Source organism: Pseudogulbenkiania subflava DSM 22618 (assembly GCF_900177275.1).
Classification (GTDB): domain Bacteria; phylum Pseudomonadota; class Gammaproteobacteria; order Burkholderiales; family Chromobacteriaceae; genus Pseudogulbenkiania; species Pseudogulbenkiania subflava.
Genome location: NZ_FXAG01000037.1, coordinates 1 through 16896, shown reverse-complemented (window position 1 = coordinate 16896; position 16896 = coordinate 1). Strand labels below are relative to the sequence as shown.

Genomic DNA, 16896 nt, shown 5'->3' with positions numbered 1-16896 from the left:
CCTCGAGCAGCCCTGCGCCGGCGCCATCACGCTCAACGGCGAGGCGATCCGCACCGCGCCGGACAAGACCGGGGCGCTGCGCGTGAGCGACGCCAAGCAGCTGCAGCAGATGCGCACCAAGCTCGCCATGGTGTTCCAGCACTTCAACCTGTGGGGCCACATGACGGTGCTGGAGAACATCATCGAGGCGCCGATGCACGTGCTCGGGGTGAGCCGCGCCGAGGCCGAGGCGCGCGCGCGCAAGTACCTGGCCAAGGTCGGGCTGCCCGAGAGCGTCGAGGGCAAGTACCCGTCGCACATGTCGGGCGGGCAGCAGCAGCGCGTGGCGATCGCGCGCGCACTGGCGATGGAGCCGGAGGTGATGCTGTTCGACGAGCCGACCTCGGCGCTCGACCCGGAGCTGGTGGGCGAGGTGCTGAAGGTGATGCAGACGTTGGCCGAAGAAGGCCGCACCATGCTGGTGGTGACGCACGAGATGGGCTTCGCGCGCGAGGTGTCCAACCACGTGATGTTCCTGCACCAGGGGCGGGTGGAGGAGGAAGGGCACCCGCGCGAGGTACTCAACCAGCCCAAGAGCGAGCGTCTCCAGCAGTTCCTCGCCGGCAGCCTGAAGTAAGCGCCGGCACACGATCTTTTTACGGGCTGCGCGGAGCCGGTGGTGCTCGGCCACCGCCGCAAAAAGATCGTGTACAGGTTCCAAACCCACCCCGGGGAGACGGCGGACGATGTAGCGCTGCGGCTACGCCGCCGCTGCGCTACCATCGTAGCCGCCCGTTTTTCCCCGGAGTCGCCATGTCCCTGCCCCTGCCCGACGGCGCCACCCTGAGCGAGCTCGCTCCCGGCGTCACGCTGCTCACCCTCGCCCACGACCGCTTCGACGCTCGGCTCTCGCTGCTGGGCGGCCAGCTGCTCGACTACACCCGCCACGGCGAGCCGCCATTGCTGTACCTGTCACCCGCCGCCGTGTTCCAGCCCGGCAAGGCGATCCGCGGCGGCATTCCGCTGTGCTGGCCGTGGTTCGGCGCCCACCCCGACGACGCCAACGCACCGGCGCACGGCGTGGCGCGCCAGCAGCCGTGGGTGTTGCAGCAGGTGATGCGCGACGCCGCCGGCTTCAGCGTGCGGCTGGCCGGGCCGCGCCACGGCGCGCTGGAGGCCAGCCTCGAGCTGCGCCTTGATGACGCCGTCGAGCTGGCGCTGACCACCCGCAACCACAGCAGCGCGCCGGCCACGCTCTCCGCCGCGCTGCACAGCTATCTGGCGCTGGGCGACATCGACGGCGCCACCCTCACCGGTCTGGCCGGCGCCAGCTACCTCGACCAGTTGCAGGGGCAGCTGTCGCGCTTCGGCAACGAGCCGCTGCGCTTCGAGTGCGAGATCGACGCCATCGTCTACCCCGAGGGCCCGCTCACGCTGCACGACGCCGCCTGGGGACGCACCGTCACCCTCAGCACCGCAGGCTCCGCCAGCAGCGTGGTGTGGAACCCGTGGATCGCCAAGTCGGCACGACTGGCCGACTTGCCGGACGACGGCTACCGCCACTTCGTGTGCGTCGAGACCGCCAACGCCGGACGCGACGCGCGCCGGCTGGCGCCGGGCGAAAGCCATACCCTGCGCACCCGCCTGCAGGCGCAGCCAAGCCGCTGACAGCGCGCCGCCACACGCTATAATGGCCGGCTGCCGCCGCATCCAGCGCGGCGGCCGAGCCGGACCCCGAGACCCATGACGACGCCCCAGAAACTTTCCCGCTTCCTGCCCCTGACCTTTCCCAACGGCAATCGCATCCGCCGTTTCGCCAAGGCCTGCCCGCACTGCCACGGCATGGTGACGGCGCGCGACATGGAAGGCATCGCCCGCCTGCTGCACGACAAGATCGTGCTGGCGGCCGAGGCCGAGTGCCCGGAATGCCACCGCCGCTTCCCGGTCGCCTGCGTCATCAGCGACGACAAGCGCGTGCACCGCGTGCGCCTGCCATTGTGGCTGTTCCGCCTCTGGCTCAAGCTGGCGCTGCGCAATCTGCCCGAGCCGCAGCTGCAGGAAGACTGGTCGGTGCCGGAAGAAGCGCCGCCGGCCGGCATCCGCCTGCCCGACAACGCCGTCATCACCCGCTCCCCCGACGTGCTGGGCCAGTTCGACGGCACGCCGATCAACGCCTGGCTCGACATCGACGGCCGTCACTTCGTGTTCGAGCGCGCCCTGCCGCCGGCCGGCCAGCTGTGCCTGAGCGACAGCGAACTGCTGTTCGAAGGCAAGCTGGTGTACCGCCTGGCCTGATGCTCCCCGGCCGCTGCCGGCCGGCAGCGGCCTCGTCCTGCGGCAACAAAAAAACGACACCTTTCGCACTATTCATGCCGTCCGGTTAGCGCAAACGCATTTTAAACTGGATGTTATTTTTCATATAACATAGCATGCCAGGCTGCGCGACTCGCGCCGGCTACGGCAGGCGGCGGGTCCGGGTGGCGGGCCAGCGTGCCCGCCGGTCGTCAATCCAGCCGAACATCCCTTCCATGTATCTTTCCGTACGCAGCAAATTCGCCCTGGCCACCAGCGGTGCGGTCGTCTGGACCGCGTTGTCCGCCTGGCTGGCACAACCCTGGTTTGCCGAACTGAGCACTCACCTCGGCCGTTACCTGGCATGGTTCCTGATCGGCGGCATCGCCATCCTGCCGGGCTTCATGAACGCCTTCCTGCTGCTCAGCCTGGCGCTCGACAAACGCCCGCGTCGCCAGCCGCTGGAGAGCTACCCGCCGCTGAGCATCCTGATCGCGGCCTACAACGAAGCCGCCTCGATCGAGGAGACGCTGGTCAGCATCGAGCGCCAGAACTACCCGGGCGAACTGCAGGTCATCGTGATCAACGACGGCTCGCAGGACGACACCGCCGCCATCGTGCGCCGCTGCCTGCCGCGCTACCCGTGGCTGCAGCTGCTGCACCTGGAAAAGAACGGCGGCAAGGCCAACGCGCTGAACCTGGGGCTGGCCCAGGCGCGTCACGAGCTGGTGCTGACGGTCGACGCCGACTCCTACCTGTACCGCAATGCGCTGTGCGCCATCGTCGAGCGCTACCGCCAGGACCCGCCCAACACGCGCGCGGTGGCGGGCACGGTGCTGGTGCGCAATTCGCGCGAGAACTGGGTGACGCGCTGCCAGGAGTGGGACTACTTCCACGGCATCGCCGCCATCAAGCGCGTGCAGTCGCTGTACCAGGGCACGCTGGTGGCGCAGGGCGCCTTCTCGCTGTACGACCGCGCCACGCTGATCCAGGTGGGCGGCTGGCCGGAAAACGTCGGCGAGGACATCGTCCTGACCTGGGCCATCCTCAAGGCCGGCCACCGCGTCGGCCACAGCGAGGACGCCTGCCTGTTCACCAACGCCCCGACCACGGCGCGCCAGTTCCTGCGCCAGCGCAAGCGCTGGTCGCGCGGCATGGTCGAAGCCTTCAAACAGCACCCCAGCCTGCTGCTGAAGCCGCAGCTGCCGACCTTCTTCATCTACTGGAACCTGCTGTTCCCCTGGCTCGACCTCGCCTTCACCATCGGTTTCATCCCCGGGCTGGTGCTGGCGCTGTTCGGCCACTACTGGATCGTCGGCCCGATGACGCTGGCGCTGCTGCCGGTGGCAATGCTGATGAACTTCATCATGTTCTCGGTGGAACGCAAAATGTTCGACCTGCACGGCCTCAAGGTGCGGCGCAATGCGCGAGGCTTCCTGATCTACACCCTGTGCTACAGCCTGCTGCTGCAGCCGGCCTGCCTGCTGGGCTACCTCGCCGAACTGTTCAATGCCCGCAAGCACTGGGGCACCAAGGATATGGCACCCGTCAAAGTACAGCCGGAGGGCAAATGAAAACGCTGCTGCAACCCACCCTGCTCGCCCTGCTGCTGGCCGCGAGCCCGCTCGGCCAGGCCGCCGAACCCGCCAGCGACGACCAGGGCGCCGGCGCGGCGCTCTTCCTGTCGCGCGACAACGAGGGCTTCACCACGCGCCGCCTGGCGCTGGAGTACCTGCCCGACTACCAGCACGCCGACGCCCTCACCGGGGTGCGCTACACCGACCATCACTACAGCCAGAACGACTGGCAGCGCGACGGCCAGCAGATCGCCCTGCTGCACCGCCAGATCGACCCGGCCACCGCCAACGGCTGGCAGATCGACACCGGCCTGTTCCGCCAGGGCGGCCACGACCTGCTGACGCTGGACGGCAACTACCGCCGCGCCCTGGCACCGCGCACCGGGCTGGAGCTGTTCGTCAACCGCGACTGGGTGGAAACCCAGAACTCGCTCGACCGCGGCGTGCACTTCAACTACTGGGGCGCCAGCCTGGACCAGGGCCTGGGAGAACACGTGACGCTGGTGGGCCTGGCGGCGCGCCAGGACTTCTCCGACGGCAACGAGCGCAGCCACGGCCGCCTCAAGCTGATCTACCAGCCCTGGCTCGACCTCGGGCTCACGTTGCAGGCACGCTACCGCACCTACCACAGCAGCAGCGACGACGTCGACGGCGCCTACTTCAACCCGAAGAACTACGACGAGTCGATGCTCGCCGTGGGCTGGCGCAAACGCCTGCAGGGCTGGACCGGCACGCTCACCGCCGGGCTCGGCCGCCAGCAGGTCAACGACGACCCGCGCAGCAACACCCGCCTGCTCGAACTCGGCCTGCAAAGCCCGCTGCGCGCCCAGCAGTCGCTGCGGCTGCGCGGCGGCTACAGCCAGAGCGCCGCGTTCAATGGCCCGGATTACCGCTACCGTTACCTGCAAGGGGAATGGATCGCGCGCTTCTGAGCCACTTCGACGTTGGCCGAAGCGCGGTGCCGGCCTGAGCGCCTGATCGCGGCACCGGCCATACCCCGCGCCGCTCAGGCGTCGGCCGGGTCCAGCGGCTCGCCGGCGCTGCAAATCGGCGGCGCCGCGCCGGTCTTGGCGCGGTACATCGGCTGGAACAGCAGCACGCCGGGCTGGGCATCCTGCCGGGTTTCCTGCAACAGGGTGAGCTTGCCGGTCATGAGCAGCCGTCCCTCGTCGGCGGCGCGGCGGGCGACGGCGAAGCGCGTCGGCTCCAGCGACATGTCGAACCCCAGTGCGCCCTGGTTGCGCCAGTCGAAGGGTTCGACGTAGATCACCGCGGTGTAGGGATCGCGCGGCCCGGGCGGGCGGATGTCGTAGTCGGCAAAACCCTGGGCGCGCATCGCGGCGACGTAGCCGATGCCGGTGATGCCGGGGTAGTAGCGCGGCAGCTCGAGCCCCTGGACGTAGCGCCGGAACTCGTCGCGGTCGACCGCGGCGCTGGCGGCAAACAGCCCGGCCACGCCGCGCAGGATCTGCGCCTGCACCACCATGCGGTGCTCGAAGCCACTGACCAGCTCGGTGACGCGAATCTCAAACTTGGCCCGCGCCAGCGCCGCCTCGCGCGTGCGCATGTGCTCCGCCTGCAAGCCGGTGAGCGCAACACCGACGATGAGAATCAGCCAGGACAGCGCGCGGAACAACGGTCGCCCTGGCGTTGACACAGTCTGCTTCGGCGCGTCATGGCCCCCGGCCACTGGCATACTCTTCATCTTAATCGCCAGCGGTGCGGGAGGGGACCGATTTTTGTCCGGAAACGGGGCCGCCCGGCCTCAGCCGCGGTAGTCGCCCCACACCGTCTGGATCGCTGCCACTGCCGCCAGCGCCGCGGTCTCGGTGCGCAGGATGCGCGGGCCGAGCTTGAGCGGGGTCCAGCCGGCTTCGATCGCCGCGCCTTCCTCGCGCGCCGACAACCCGCCCTCGGGGCCGGCCATCAGCCAGGCCGAGTCCGGTGCCGTGGCGATATCCGCCAGCCGTTGCGTGCCGAGCGGCGACAACACCAGCCGGACGTCGGCCTCGGGCAGTGCGCGCAGCCACTCGGCCAGCGTCAAGATCGGCCGCACCTCGGGCACGCTGTTGCGGCCGCACTGTTCGCAGGCGGCGATGACGATCTCCTGCCAGCGCGCCACGCGCTTGTCGGCGCGCTCGCCCGAGAGCCGCACCACCGAGCGCTCGGCGGTCAGCGGCTGGAACACGCTGACCCCCATTTCCACGCCCTTCTGCAGCGTGAACTCCATCTTGTCGCCGCCGGAGATGGCCTGCGCCAGCCCGAGCCACACCGGCGACTCGCGCGAAACGTCGGCGAACTCGCCCAGCACGCACTCGGCGTCGCGCTTCAGCACCTGGGTCAGGGTGGCGGGGTATTCCCCGCCGCAGCCGTTGAACAGCGTGATGGCGTCACCGGGGTTGAGGCGCAGCACCTGAACGTGGCGCAGCACGCTGTCAGGCAGGGCGAGGGTCATGCCGGGGGCGAGTTCCCCGTCGAGAAAAAAGCGTGGCATTGTCTTGAAAGTCCTTGGCGATACCGGTATTTTGCTTTGTTTGCTGCGGTTGCAACAATACTCCTCTTGCCGTTGCCGGCCCGGCCCTGGCTCACTCGGCCACAGCACGGACGCGTAGCGTGTGAAAGAAATCGTCGCGCCCGGCCCGCGGCGTCGTCAAAGAACCGCACGGCAACCGGCATGGTCACAACGTACACGAGGATCATGGCAGGGCGAATCGCCGCGTGCCCATCTATCGCTGGGCAGATCAAGGATCGGCATGCAGAGGTGGACCCCGCGACAGATCCGCACGCGCAGAGCCGCGCATGAGCCCCGATCAGGGACGCGCAGTAGATTTATTCACACGCTCTCAGCTCATCCTAAGGAGAAACGGATGCAGGTGGTTGACCAGGTAATACGGGTTTTGCGCGAAGTCGCCCAGACCGAAGTGATGCCGCGTTTCCTGCGCGTGGGCTCCAGCCGCAAGGTCGACGGCACGCTGTTTACCGAGGCCGATCTCGCCTGCCAGCAGGCGCTCGTCCGGCTGCTGCCGACCATCCTGCCGCATCCGGTACTGGGCGAGGAGATGGACCACGCCCAGCAGGACGCGCTGTGGCAGGCCCACCGCGCCGGCCTGTGGGTGGTCGACCCGATCGACGGCACCACCAACTTCATCAACGGCCTGCCGTATTTCGCCATCTCGGTGGCCCTGATGGTGGACGGCAAAAGCGAACTCGGGGTGATCTACAACCCGGTGTCCGACGAGATGTTCTACGCCCGGCGCGGCCATGGCGCCTTCATGAACGGCATTCCGCTGCCGCTGAAGAAGATCCCCAACTGCATGGGCGACGCCATCGCCGGGGTCGAGGTGAAGTACCTGCGCTCGGGCAAGCTGGCGGCACGCCTCAACAGCCTGGCGCCATGCGGCAGCCAGCGCAACATGGGCTCCTCAACGCTGGACTGGTGCTTTCTCGCCGCCGGCCGCTACGACCTGTATCTGCACGGCGGCCAGCGCCTGTGGGATTACGCCGCCGGCGTGGTGATCCTGGAAGAAGCCGGAGGGCAGGCCGCCACGCTCAACACCGACGACTACTGGGCGGACCAGCCGTGGAGCCGCTCCGCCATCGCCGCGCTCGACCCGGGGCTGTTCACGCAGTGGCTGCGCTGGGTGCGCGCCAACCAGTAAGCCTATCCCAAGTAGGCGGCTGCACCTTCGCATCTCCCACCAGAAACAAAAAAGGTTGGCCGAAGCCAACCTTTCTTGTATCCCGAAACCATCCCAGAACCTGCTCACGATCTGTCGCGAGCGCTCCTCAGCGGGGTGAAGAGCAGCGCAGAAACCGGAATGTACTGGAGTACATGAGGATTCCTGATCGCTGAGCGAATCAATAGATTCGCACGCAGTGCACATGAGCCCCGATCAGGAGCGCGCAGCAAGATCGTGCACAGGTTCTCAGGCGGGCTTCACGCTGCGGGCTCTTAGATAATCCAGCAACCCCGCGCCCGAATACAACGCCAACCCGGCCCAGATGAAGCCGAAGCCGACCAGCCGTCCGGCGCCGAACGGCTCGTGGAACAGCCAGGCGCCGAGCAACAGCTGCATGATCGGACTGGTGTACTGGATCACCCCCACCGTGGCCAGCTTGAGGCGGCGTGCGCCGGCGGCGAACAGCAGCAGCGGAATCGCCGTCACCACCCCGGCCCCGGCCAGCATCGCGTCGTGCAGGCCGTCGACGTGGCCGAACAATCCCTGCCCCTGCCATTCGAACCACAGCAGCGCGCCCAGCGCCAAGGGCAGCATCAGGAAGGTCTCCAGCGCCAGCCCCGGCAGCGAGGCCAGCGGCGCCTGCTTGCGCAACAGGCCATAGCAGCCGAACGACAGCCCCAGGCCCAGCGCCACCCACGGCGGCGTGCCGGCCAGGATGGTCAGCCACAGCACGCCGAGCGCCGCCAGCCCCACCGCCGCCTTTTGCACCGGCGCCAGCCGCTCGCTGAGGAACAAGCGCCCCAGCAGCACGTTGATCAGCGGGTTGATGAAGTAGCCCAGGCTGGCGTCCAGCACGCGGTCGGCGTTCACCGCCCAGATGTAGATCAGCCAGTTGGTCGACAACAGCGCCGAGGACAGCGCAAAGATGCCGAGCCTTTTCGGCTCGCGCACGAACGGAACGAGCCAGCCCCACTGGCGCTGCACCAGCAGCAGCAGCGCCACGAACAGCGCCGACCAGGCGATGCGGTGACACAGGATCTGCAGCGCCGGCACGTCGTGCAGCGGCTTCCAGTAGAGCGGGAACAGCCCCCAGATGAGGAAGGCACCGAACACGAACAGCACGCCGCGCCCGGTTTCATGGGATGAAGACATGGGAAAATCTCGATGTGGGAGGGTTATCGGCGCAACACGCCGTTTTTATCCCTGTAGCCTAACGCCCGCCAGCTCCGCCTTCAATCGACTCTGGCAGACAAGACTGTTCAAGGGGCCGAACAATCGTCACCCGCGTTAGAACCTGTTCCCGATCTTGCTGCGCATCCCTGATCGGGGCTCATGTGCTGCTCGGAATCCTCATGTACTCCAGTACATTCCGGTTCCTGCGCGGCTCTTCACCCCGCTGAGGGCTGCTCGCGACTGATCGTGAGCAGGTTCTTAGCAGTTGCTGCACTGGCACAGACGCAACGGCGCCCCGCCCGATCCGTCAATCTCTTTGACGTTTACGTTAACGTTACCTATAGTCGGCTGAAACTACCAAACGGCATCCATGCACTAAAACGTATAGGAGAAGGCCCGCCCACAAGGCGGGTTGCCATTGACGCCACAAGCGAGCACTGGAGGAGAAGCCCATGTCGATCAGACATGTCGATCTGGAAGAAAAGTACACCGCCGCCACCGGGCAGGTATTCATGACCGGCATTCAGGCGCTGGTGCGCCTGCCGATGATGCAACAGGAGCGCGACCGCGCCGCCGGGCTGAACACCGCCGGCTACGTCACCGGCTACCGCGGCTCGCCGCTCGGCAACGTCGACCTGTCGATGCAGAAGGCCGAGCCGTACCTCAAGGAACACAACGTGGTGTTCCACCCCGGCATCAACGAGGACCTCGCCGCCACCGCGGTGTGGGGCACGCAGCAGGTCAACCTGTTCGACGGCGCAAAGTACGACGGCGTGTACGCCATGTGGTATGGCAAGGGGCCGGGTGTGGACCGCTCCGGCGACGTCATCAAGCACGGCAACGTGGCCGGCACCAGCGCGCACGGCGGGGTGCTGCTGGTGGCGGGCGACGACCACGCCGCCAAGTCATCCACTTTCCCGCACCAGTCCGACCACATCCTCGCCGCCAGCATGATCCCGGTGCTCAACCCCTCCGGCGTGCAGGAAGTGCTCGACTTCGGCCTGCACGGCTGGGCGATGAGCCGCTACTCCGGCTGCTGGGTGTCGATCAAGGCCATCACCGACACCGTGGAGAGCGCCGCCATCGTCGACGTCTCGCCCGAGCGCATCAACGTGGTGATCCCGGAAGACTTCCCGCTGCCGGCGGACGGCCTCAACATCCGCTGGCCGGACACCCCGCTGGCGCAGGAAAAGCGCGTGCTGCACCATCGCCTGTACGCCGCCCTGGCCTACGCCCGCGCCAACAATCTCAACAAGATCGTGCTCGATTCGCCGCAGCCGCGGCTCGGCATCATCACCACCGGCAAGAGCTACCTCGACGTGATGCAGGCGCTCGACGACCTCGGCATCGACCAGGCGCTGGCGGCGGAAATCGGCCTGCGCATCTTCAAGGTCGGCATGACCTGGCCGCTCGAGCCGGAAGGCGTGCGCCACTTCGCCGAAGGCCTGGACGAAATCCTGGTGGTGGAAGAAAAACGCCAGATCATCGAATACCAGCTCAAGGAACAGCTCTACAACTGGCGCGACGACGTGCGTCCGCGCGTGGTCGGCAAGTTCGCCGAGAAGGGCGAATGGGCGCTGCCGCACGGCGACTGGCTGCTGCCGGCGGCGGGCGAGCTGACCCCGGCCATGATCGCGCGCGCCATCGCCAGCCGCCTGGCGCTGATCTTCGACAGCCCGGTAATCCACGACCGCCTCAAGTTCTACGACGACAAGGAAGCGCAGCTGGTGCAGCCGCGCGAGGCGCTGCCGCGCGTGCCGCACTACTGCTCCGGCTGTCCGCACAATACCAGCACCAAGGTGCCCGACGGCAGCCGCGCGCTGGCCGGCATCGGCTGTCACTACATGGCCACCTGGATCGAGCCGCACACCAAGACCTTCAGCCAGATGGGCGGCGAAGGCGTGGCCTGGCTCGGTCAGGCGCCGTTCACCAATACCCGGCACGTGTTCGCCAACCTGGGCGACGGCACTTACTTCCACTCCGGGCTCCTGGCGATCCGCGCCGCCATCGCCGGCAAGGTCAACATCACCTACAAGATTCTCTATAACGACGCCGTGGCGATGACCGGCGGCCAGCACGTCGACGGCCCACTCAACGTGCCGATGATCACGCGCCAGCTCGCCGCCGAGGGCGTCAAGCGCATCGTCATCACCAGCGACGAGCCGGAGAAGTACCACGGCGTGAAAGGCTTGGCCGAAGGCGTCGAGGTGTTCCACCGCCGCGAGCTCGACCGTCTGCAGCAGGAACTGCGCGAGACCGAAGGCACCACCATCCTGATCCACGACCAGACCTGCGCCGCCGAGAAGCGCCGCCGCCGCAAGCGCGGCGACTACCCCGACCCGGCCAAACGCGTGTTCATCAACGAACGCGTGTGCGAAGGCTGCGGCGACTGCAGCGTGAAGTCCGGCTGCCTGTCGGTGATGCCGGTGGAAACGCCGCTGGGACGCAAGCGCAAGATCGACCAGAGTAGCTGCAACAAGGACTACTCCTGCCTGGAAGGCTTCTGTCCGAGCTTCGTCACCGTCGAAGGCGGCAAGCTGCACAAGCCCGCGGCGACGGCGGCCAACCTCGGCAGCCTGCCGCCGCTGCCCGCCCCGCTGGTGCCGTCGGCGCACCACCCGTTCGGCATCATGGTCACCGGCGTCGGCGGCACCGGCGTGGTCACCATCGGCCAGGTGCTGGGCATGGCGGCCTACCTCGATGGCAAGGGTGTTACCGTGCTCGACATGGCCGGCTTGGCGCAGAAAGGCGGCTCGGTGTGGTCGCACGTGCGCATCGCCGACAACAAGGAACAACTGCACGCGGTGCGCATCGCCGCCGGCGACGCCAACCTGATCCTCGGCTGCGATCTGGTGGTCACCGCCGCCGAGGAAGCGCTGGCCAAGATGCGCGAGGGCTTCAGCCACGCCATCATCAACAGCTTCGAGTCGCCCACCAGCGCCTTCCTGAAGAACCCGGACCAGCGCTTCCCGGCGCGCAGCATGAAGGACGCCATCATCGAATCGGTTGGTGCCGGCCATTACTCCGAGGTCAACGCCACCCGTCTGGCCACCTCCCTGCTCGGCGACGCCATCGCCAGCAATATGTTCATGCTCGGCTACGCCTGGCAGAAGGGGCTGGTGCCGGTGAGCGAGGAAGCGATCATGGAAGCGATCCGCCTCAACGGCGCCGCGGTGACCTTCAACCAGCAGGCCTTCTTCTGGGGCCGCCACGCCGCGCACGACCCGGCGCGCGTCGAGGCGCTGGTCAGCCCCAACGCCGTGGTGCAATTTGTTCCACGTGAAACACCGGACGCCGTGCTGCACCACCGCGCCCAGCTGCTCACCGCCTACCAGAACGCCGGCCTGGCCGAACGCTACAAGGCACTGGTGCAACGCGTGAAGGCGGCCGAAGACGGCGTCAAGCCGGGCAGCCAGGCACTCACCCTGGCGGTGGCGCGCAGCTACTACCACGTGCTGGCCTACAAGGACGAGTACGAAGTGGCGCGGCTCTACAGCGACGGCGAATTCCTGCGCACGCTGGACGGCACCTTCGAAGGCAACTACACGCTGCACTTCCAGCTGGGTGCCAGTTGGATGACCGGCGGCAAGGCGAAGAAAGTCAGCTTCGGGCCGTGGATGCTGCCGGCGATGAAGGTGCTGGCCAAGCTGCGCTTCCTGCGCGGCACCCCGCTCGACGTCTTCGGCTGGCAGCCCGACCGCAAGCTGGAACGCCGCCTGATCGGCGAGTTCGAAACGCTGGTCGACAGCCTGCTCGCCGGGCTCAAGGCCGACAACCTCGCCAGCGCGGTGGAACTGGCCAAGTTGGCCGAAGGCATCCGCGGCTTCGGCCCGATCAAGGACCGCAGTTACGCCTTGGCGCAGCAGAAGCAGCAGGAACTGCTGGCCGCCTTCGCCGGCAAGGAGAAGGCCGTCAAGGGCGTGGTGGCCGCCTGACCGGTTCCATGGGGCGGCTGTGCCTGCGCATCTTGAGCGCCAGCAGCGCCGCCCACTGAAACAGGTGCCAGGCAAGGCTCACAAGGAGTTGTTCGAGGAGTGTTACAGGCGCGGACCGGTTCCGCGCCTTTTTTTGTCTGATACTCCGGCAGGCAATGGAGGAAGCATCTGACCCTCCACTTGCCATGGAAGCCGTTGTCCCCTCACCAAATGCACCAACGGCTCCGTCTCGAAGAAGGCGCCATTTACCCTCCCTTATCCCACTTATCCAAGGCCCAACACCTCCTGCCCCTGCCAACGTCGGAATAGCAACCACCCAGGCCCGCCTTCGTTGCCCCCTACCGCCACATATTGCCATCAGCATAACCATGCAAGACAATGCCGCCACTCGCTTTTGTCATATTTTGCTGCCCGGCACTATCCATATAGTCAGACTCCCATGACCTTTCACTCACTCCTCGCCAGCTTCGCCACCGCCTTTACCCAGGACCAGCGCCTCGTCAGCCTGCAACTGGGCAACGGAGAGCGCTGGAGCGAGACGCTGCTGCCGCTCGCCGTGCACGGCGACGAGGCGGTGTCCGACAGCTACCGCTACCGTGTCGAGTGCCTGTCGCCCGATACCGGCCTCGAACTCAAGAGCCTGCTCGGCGTGCCGGTACGGCTCGGCATCGCGGGGGCGGACGGCACCGAGCAGGTGCGCTGCGGCGTGGTCAGCGCCGCCGAGGCGGTGGGTAGCGATGGCGGCTTCTCCAAGTACGCGCTCACCGTCGAGCCGCCGTTCGCGCTACTGCGTCTGCGCAAGACGTCGCGGGTGTTTCAGGACTTGTCGGTGCCCGACATCGTGCGCCAGGTGTTCGCCGAACACGCCGCCGCCAACCCGGTGTTCGCCGCCTTGCAGAGCCTCGACTTCGCGCTCGCAGGCGAACTGCCGTCGCGCAGCTACTGCCTGCAATACCGCGAATCCGACTTTGATTTCATCGTGCGTCTGCTGCACGAGGAGGGGCTGGCGTGGCGCTTCGAACATGGAGAGGGAGCAACCGAGCGCGGTAGCGAAGCGTCGCGAGGAAATACGCCCCAGGTGACACTGGTGGCGTTCGACGATCCCTATTCCCCGCCACCCGCCGGGGTGGAACGGGTCCGCTTCCACCGCCGCGATGCCACCGAAGCCGAAGACGGTCTCACCCGCTGGGACAGCAGCCGCCAGATCGTCAGCGGCAGCGTGGCGCTGGCCAGCTTCGACTACCAGCCGGTTGCCACCGGCCACAGTGGGGATACCAGTGCCGTCGATCAAGGCACCGCCGGCGCCCGGTTGCAAAGCAGCCTGCAGGACTACGACGCTCCCGGCCCGTACTACGCCGGCGACGCCGACCAGCTCGCCCACTACGCCCGGCTGCGCCAGCAGGCGCACGATGCGCAAGCCAAGCGCTTCGACGGCAGTGGGAGCGTACGTGGGCTGACCGCCGGGCAGTGGTTCCGGCTCGACGACCACCCGGCGCACGAGGGGGAGGCTCCCGAGCAGCGCGAATTCGTCGTCACGCGCCAAACCTTCCAGGCACGCAACAACCTGCCAACCGAGCTGGCACGGGCGCTGCCGGCCAGCCTTCGGCCAACGTTGACGGCCGGCGCGGAGGCCGACACGTCGGCAAGCGACGTTCCGTACCACATCACCTTCAGCGCCCAGCGCCGCGGCCTGCCGCTCACCCCGGCCTACGCCGGCACCGCGCTGGCCAAACCCACCGCCCGTGGCGCCCAGACCGCTACTGTGGTCGGCCCAGCGGGTGAAGAGATCCACACGGATCAGCATGGCCGCATCAAGGTGCAGTTCCACTGGCAGCGTCCCGACGAACATCCGACGATCGGCGCCAACCTCGACGACACCTCAAGCTGCTGGCTGCGCGTGGCCATGCCTTCGGCCGGGGCCGGCTGGGGCCACCAGTTCATTCCGCGCATCGGGCAGGAAGTGCGGGTCGACTTCCTCGACGGCGACATCGACCGGCCCGTCATTATGGGAGTCCTGTACAACGGCAGCCATCCGCCGCCCGCCTTCAGCGGTGCGGGCAGCCTGCCGGCCAACAAGACCCTGTCCGGTATCAAAAGCAAGGAACACCACGGCGGGCAGTACAACGAACTGCTGTTCGACGACACCCCCGGCGAAGTGCGCGCCAAGCTCTCGTCCGAACATGGCGCCACCCAGCTCAACCAGGGTTACCTCACTCACCCGCGTACCGACGGCAAAGCCACGCCGCGCGGCGACGGCTTCGAACTCAGGACCGACCGTCACGGCGCGGTCCGCGCCGGCCACGGCCTGCTGCTGAGTACCGAAGCGCAGCAAGGCGTGGCGGGCAAACAACTGGCTCGCGACGGCGCGCAAAGCCAGCTCGATGCCGCCCTGGCACTCAGCCAATCCCTCGGCGAGACCGCCGCCGCGCGGCTGGCCGACAGCGTCGAAACCGGGCCGGAAGAAATCAAGCCCGACAACAGCAAGGGAGCGAAGAAGACCGATGGCCACCTGCAACACCACGTCGAGGCCCTGAAGGCGTGGGAAGCCGGAACCAACACCAATAAGGATGGCAAAACTGTCCCCAACGGTGAGGGATTGGCTCAGGCCGGCCAACAACCGCTGATGATCCTGACAGCCCCCGCCGGCCTCGCGGCGACCACCGACAACAGCCTCACCTTGGCCGCCGGCAGCAATATCGACCAGGTGGCGCAGCGCGACCTCAACCAGACCTCGGGCCGACGCTGGCTGCACAACGTCGGCCAGCACATCAGTCTGTTCGTGGCTGGGGTGAAGGATAAGGTCAGCCTCAAGCTGATCGCAGCCAAGGGCAAAGTGCAGGTCCAGGCGCAGAGCGATGCCATGGAGCTGACGGCGGACAAGGACGTGGCCATCACCTCCTGCAAGGGCAAGGTGGTGATCAGCGCCCAGCAGGACATCCTGCTCACTAGCGGCGGCGGCTACATCCGCATTGCCGGCGGCAACATCGAAGTGCATTGCCCGGGCGAAGTCAGCGTCAAGGGCGCCAACCATAGCTTGAGCGGACCTACTCACCTTACGACACCTGTTGGATTGCCTATTTTTCCCGAACATGATGAAAGCTTGACGTTTGTCGATGAGGTGACAAAGAAGCCCTTGGCAGGTAAACGGTATGAAATCCATATGGAAAATGGTTGGATATTCAAGGGCATTACAAACGGTGAAGGTCAGACGGAACGCATCAACACGGCCAAGCCGCTGAAGATTATTAAAGCTATTGTTCGGGATTAATTATTATGACAACTATCAAGCTGGCCAAAGAAAACATCAAGACAAACAAAGAAAACCTTACTAAGTCAACTGTTGTTGTGCCTGTGAGTCATGATTGCGGGTGTGATTATGGCGAAATCATATCATGCAGAAGGTATGGCACAGTCTATGGGCCAGTTTATGATGGCGAGATTTCTATAGATCAATTTCATGGCTGGGCTGACATGATAAAAAATGGGGCTGTTACTGAAGTGGAGAAAAGAATAATAATTACAATGTCTGCAAACGAGGGGAATATGGATTCCGTTCAGTCCTATGACGATCAAACGCTAACGGCGGGGGCAATGCAAAAAACAATCACAACTACAGGTAGTGGGGAGTTTCCCGCACAGGTTGCAGAATTTCGAGATGAACAACCTGAACTATATAAAGCTCTTTTTGAAAATTGCGGCTGGACCGTTGAAGGGAAGGGCGTTGATCATAGCAAGATGCATTATTGTGATAAAGAAGCAACCGGAGGAAAAAAATTAACTGGCATTGCTTTGAAAGATTTAATACGAGACTCTAAAAGATTCAATAAAACAACGAACTCAAAGAAGGGAAAACAAGAATCCAAGCCTATAGCGGCAATCATCAAGGCTATCAAACATGAAAAATTCATGGAGCATCAGATACTAAGTAGTGCCGCACAACTAAGTTGGAATGATTTTTGCTTCTGTTTGCGTATCTCCCTGATGCCGGTTCGACGATGCGTAAACTCACATTGACCTTGAATGAAGCTGAAGTCTGCACTCTTGAACAATTAGCCAAAGCACACCCCAAGGAATATTTCCGCTTGCGCGGCAAGGCGTTGATTGCTGTCAACCAAGGTCAGGACATTGCCACCGTTGCCGCCGTGTTGCGAATCAGCGGCGAGAGCATCAGAACATGGATTCACAACTGGGAACGCCACGGTCTAGTCGGCATCCTGAATGCTCGTGCCGGTGGACGGCCAGCCAAACTGACCGAGGACC

General features: G+C 65.6%; 13 protein-coding genes. 10 read left to right on the top strand and 3 right to left on the bottom strand.

From position 1 onward, the window contains the following. The 5 genes from B9N72_RS20190 to B9N72_RS20170 all read left to right on the top strand — a co-directional run. On the top strand, positions 1-616 hold a 616-nt coding region (locus B9N72_RS20190; protein ID WP_085277963.1), incomplete at its 5' end, for an ATP-binding cassette domain-containing protein. Between the two features lie 176 nt (positions 617-792). Then, a complete protein-coding gene (locus tag B9N72_RS20185; protein ID WP_085277962.1) occupies positions 793-1647 on the top strand; it encodes a D-hexose-6-phosphate mutarotase in 855 nt (284 codons plus the stop codon). Positions 1648-1722: 75 nt separating this feature from the next. Next, positions 1723-2274: a hypothetical protein gene (locus B9N72_RS20180; protein ID WP_085277961.1), complete on the top strand. Its 552-nt coding sequence runs from the start codon at positions 1723-1725 to the stop codon at positions 2272-2274. Positions 2275-2507: 233 nt separating this feature from the next. After that, on the top strand, positions 2508-3845 hold the full coding sequence (locus B9N72_RS20175) for a glycosyltransferase family 2 protein (protein ID WP_085277960.1): 1338 nt from the start codon (positions 2508-2510) through the stop codon (positions 3843-3845). Then, a complete protein-coding gene (locus B9N72_RS20170) occupies positions 3842-4780 on the top strand; it encodes a hypothetical protein (protein WP_085277959.1) in 939 nt (312 codons plus the stop codon). Before B9N72_RS20175 ends, B9N72_RS20170 begins: the two co-directional genes overlap by 4 nt. Positions 4781-4854: 74 nt before the next feature. Here B9N72_RS20170 and B9N72_RS20165 read toward each other — a convergent pair whose 3' ends face one another. Both B9N72_RS20165 and B9N72_RS20160 read right to left on the bottom strand, forming a co-directional pair. Further along, positions 4855-5553, bottom strand: coding sequence for a CHASE domain-containing protein (locus B9N72_RS20165; RefSeq protein ID WP_234986078.1), 699 nt, complete (start codon positions 5551-5553; stop codon positions 4855-4857). Positions 5554-5613: 60 nt separating this feature from the next. Then, positions 5614-6342 carry a 16S rRNA (uracil(1498)-N(3))-methyltransferase gene (locus B9N72_RS20160; RefSeq protein WP_085277958.1) on the bottom strand — a complete coding sequence of 243 codons (729 nt, stop codon included), beginning with the start codon at positions 6340-6342 and terminating at the stop codon, positions 5614-5616. A 373-nt stretch (positions 6343-6715) separates the two neighbouring features. On the opposite strand from B9N72_RS20160, the gene B9N72_RS20155 reads away from it, so the two are divergent. After that, positions 6716-7507: an inositol monophosphatase family protein gene (locus B9N72_RS20155; RefSeq protein ID WP_085277957.1), complete on the top strand. Its 792-nt coding sequence runs from the start codon at positions 6716-6718 to the stop codon at positions 7505-7507. A gap of 267 nt (positions 7508-7774) precedes the next feature. Here the strand turns inward: B9N72_RS20155 and rarD are convergent, their stop codons facing one another. After that, entirely contained in the window at positions 7775-8680 is a 906-nt protein-coding gene (rarD, locus tag B9N72_RS20150; protein WP_085277956.1) for an EamA family transporter RarD, read from the bottom strand. A 473-nt stretch (positions 8681-9153) separates the two neighbouring features. Here rarD and B9N72_RS20145 point away from each other — a divergent pair, with 473 nt between their 5' ends. The 4 genes from B9N72_RS20145 to B9N72_RS20135 form a co-directional block, all read left to right on the top strand. Beyond that, on the top strand, positions 9154-12636 hold the full coding sequence (locus B9N72_RS20145) for an indolepyruvate ferredoxin oxidoreductase family protein (protein ID WP_085277955.1): 3483 nt from the start codon (positions 9154-9156) through the stop codon (positions 12634-12636). Between the two features lie 439 nt (positions 12637-13075). Next, complete coding sequence (locus B9N72_RS20140) at positions 13076-15904, top strand: type VI secretion system Vgr family protein (RefSeq protein ID WP_085277954.1); 2829 nt, start codon at positions 13076-13078, stop codon at positions 15902-15904. A 5-nt stretch (positions 15905-15909) separates the two neighbouring features. Next, a complete protein-coding gene (locus B9N72_RS21020) occupies positions 15910-16650 on the top strand; it encodes a hypothetical protein (RefSeq protein ID WP_143477893.1) in 741 nt (246 codons plus the stop codon). Then, positions 16632-16896, top strand: a 265-nt coding sequence (locus B9N72_RS20135; protein WP_143477892.1) for a helix-turn-helix domain-containing protein, incomplete at its 3' end; no start/stop codon positions are given. The genes B9N72_RS21020 and B9N72_RS20135, both read left to right, overlap by 19 nt.

Bases quoted from the DNA above. Each gene is read 5' to 3' on its own strand.
- B9N72_RS20185 (WP_085277962.1), top strand. From the start codon at position 793: ATGTCCCTGCCCCTGCCCGACGGCGCCACCCTGAGCGAGCTCGCTCCC.
- B9N72_RS20180 (WP_085277961.1), top strand. From the start codon at position 1,723: ATGACGACGCCCCAGAAACTTTCCCGCTTCCTGCCCCTGACCTTTCCC.
- B9N72_RS20175 (WP_085277960.1), top strand. From the start codon at position 2,508: ATGTATCTTTCCGTACGCAGCAAATTCGCCCTGGCCACCAGCGGTGCG.
- B9N72_RS20170 (WP_085277959.1), top strand. From the start codon at position 3,842: ATGAAAACGCTGCTGCAACCCACCCTGCTCGCCCTGCTGCTGGCCGCG.
- B9N72_RS20165 (WP_234986078.1), bottom strand. From the start codon at position 5,553: ATGAAGAGTATGCCAGTGGCCGGGGGCCATGACGCGCCGAAGCAGACT.
- B9N72_RS20160 (WP_085277958.1), bottom strand. From the start codon at position 6,342: ATGCCACGCTTTTTTCTCGACGGGGAACTCGCCCCCGGCATGACCCTC.
- B9N72_RS20155 (WP_085277957.1), top strand. From the start codon at position 6,716: ATGCAGGTGGTTGACCAGGTAATACGGGTTTTGCGCGAAGTCGCCCAG.
- rarD (WP_085277956.1), bottom strand. From the start codon at position 8,680: ATGTCTTCATCCCATGAAACCGGGCGCGGCGTGCTGTTCGTGTTCGGT.
- B9N72_RS20145 (WP_085277955.1), top strand. From the start codon at position 9,154: ATGTCGATCAGACATGTCGATCTGGAAGAAAAGTACACCGCCGCCACC.
- B9N72_RS20140 (WP_085277954.1), top strand. From the start codon at position 13,076: ATGACCTTTCACTCACTCCTCGCCAGCTTCGCCACCGCCTTTACCCAG.
- B9N72_RS21020 (WP_143477893.1), top strand. From the start codon at position 15,910: ATGACAACTATCAAGCTGGCCAAAGAAAACATCAAGACAAACAAAGAA.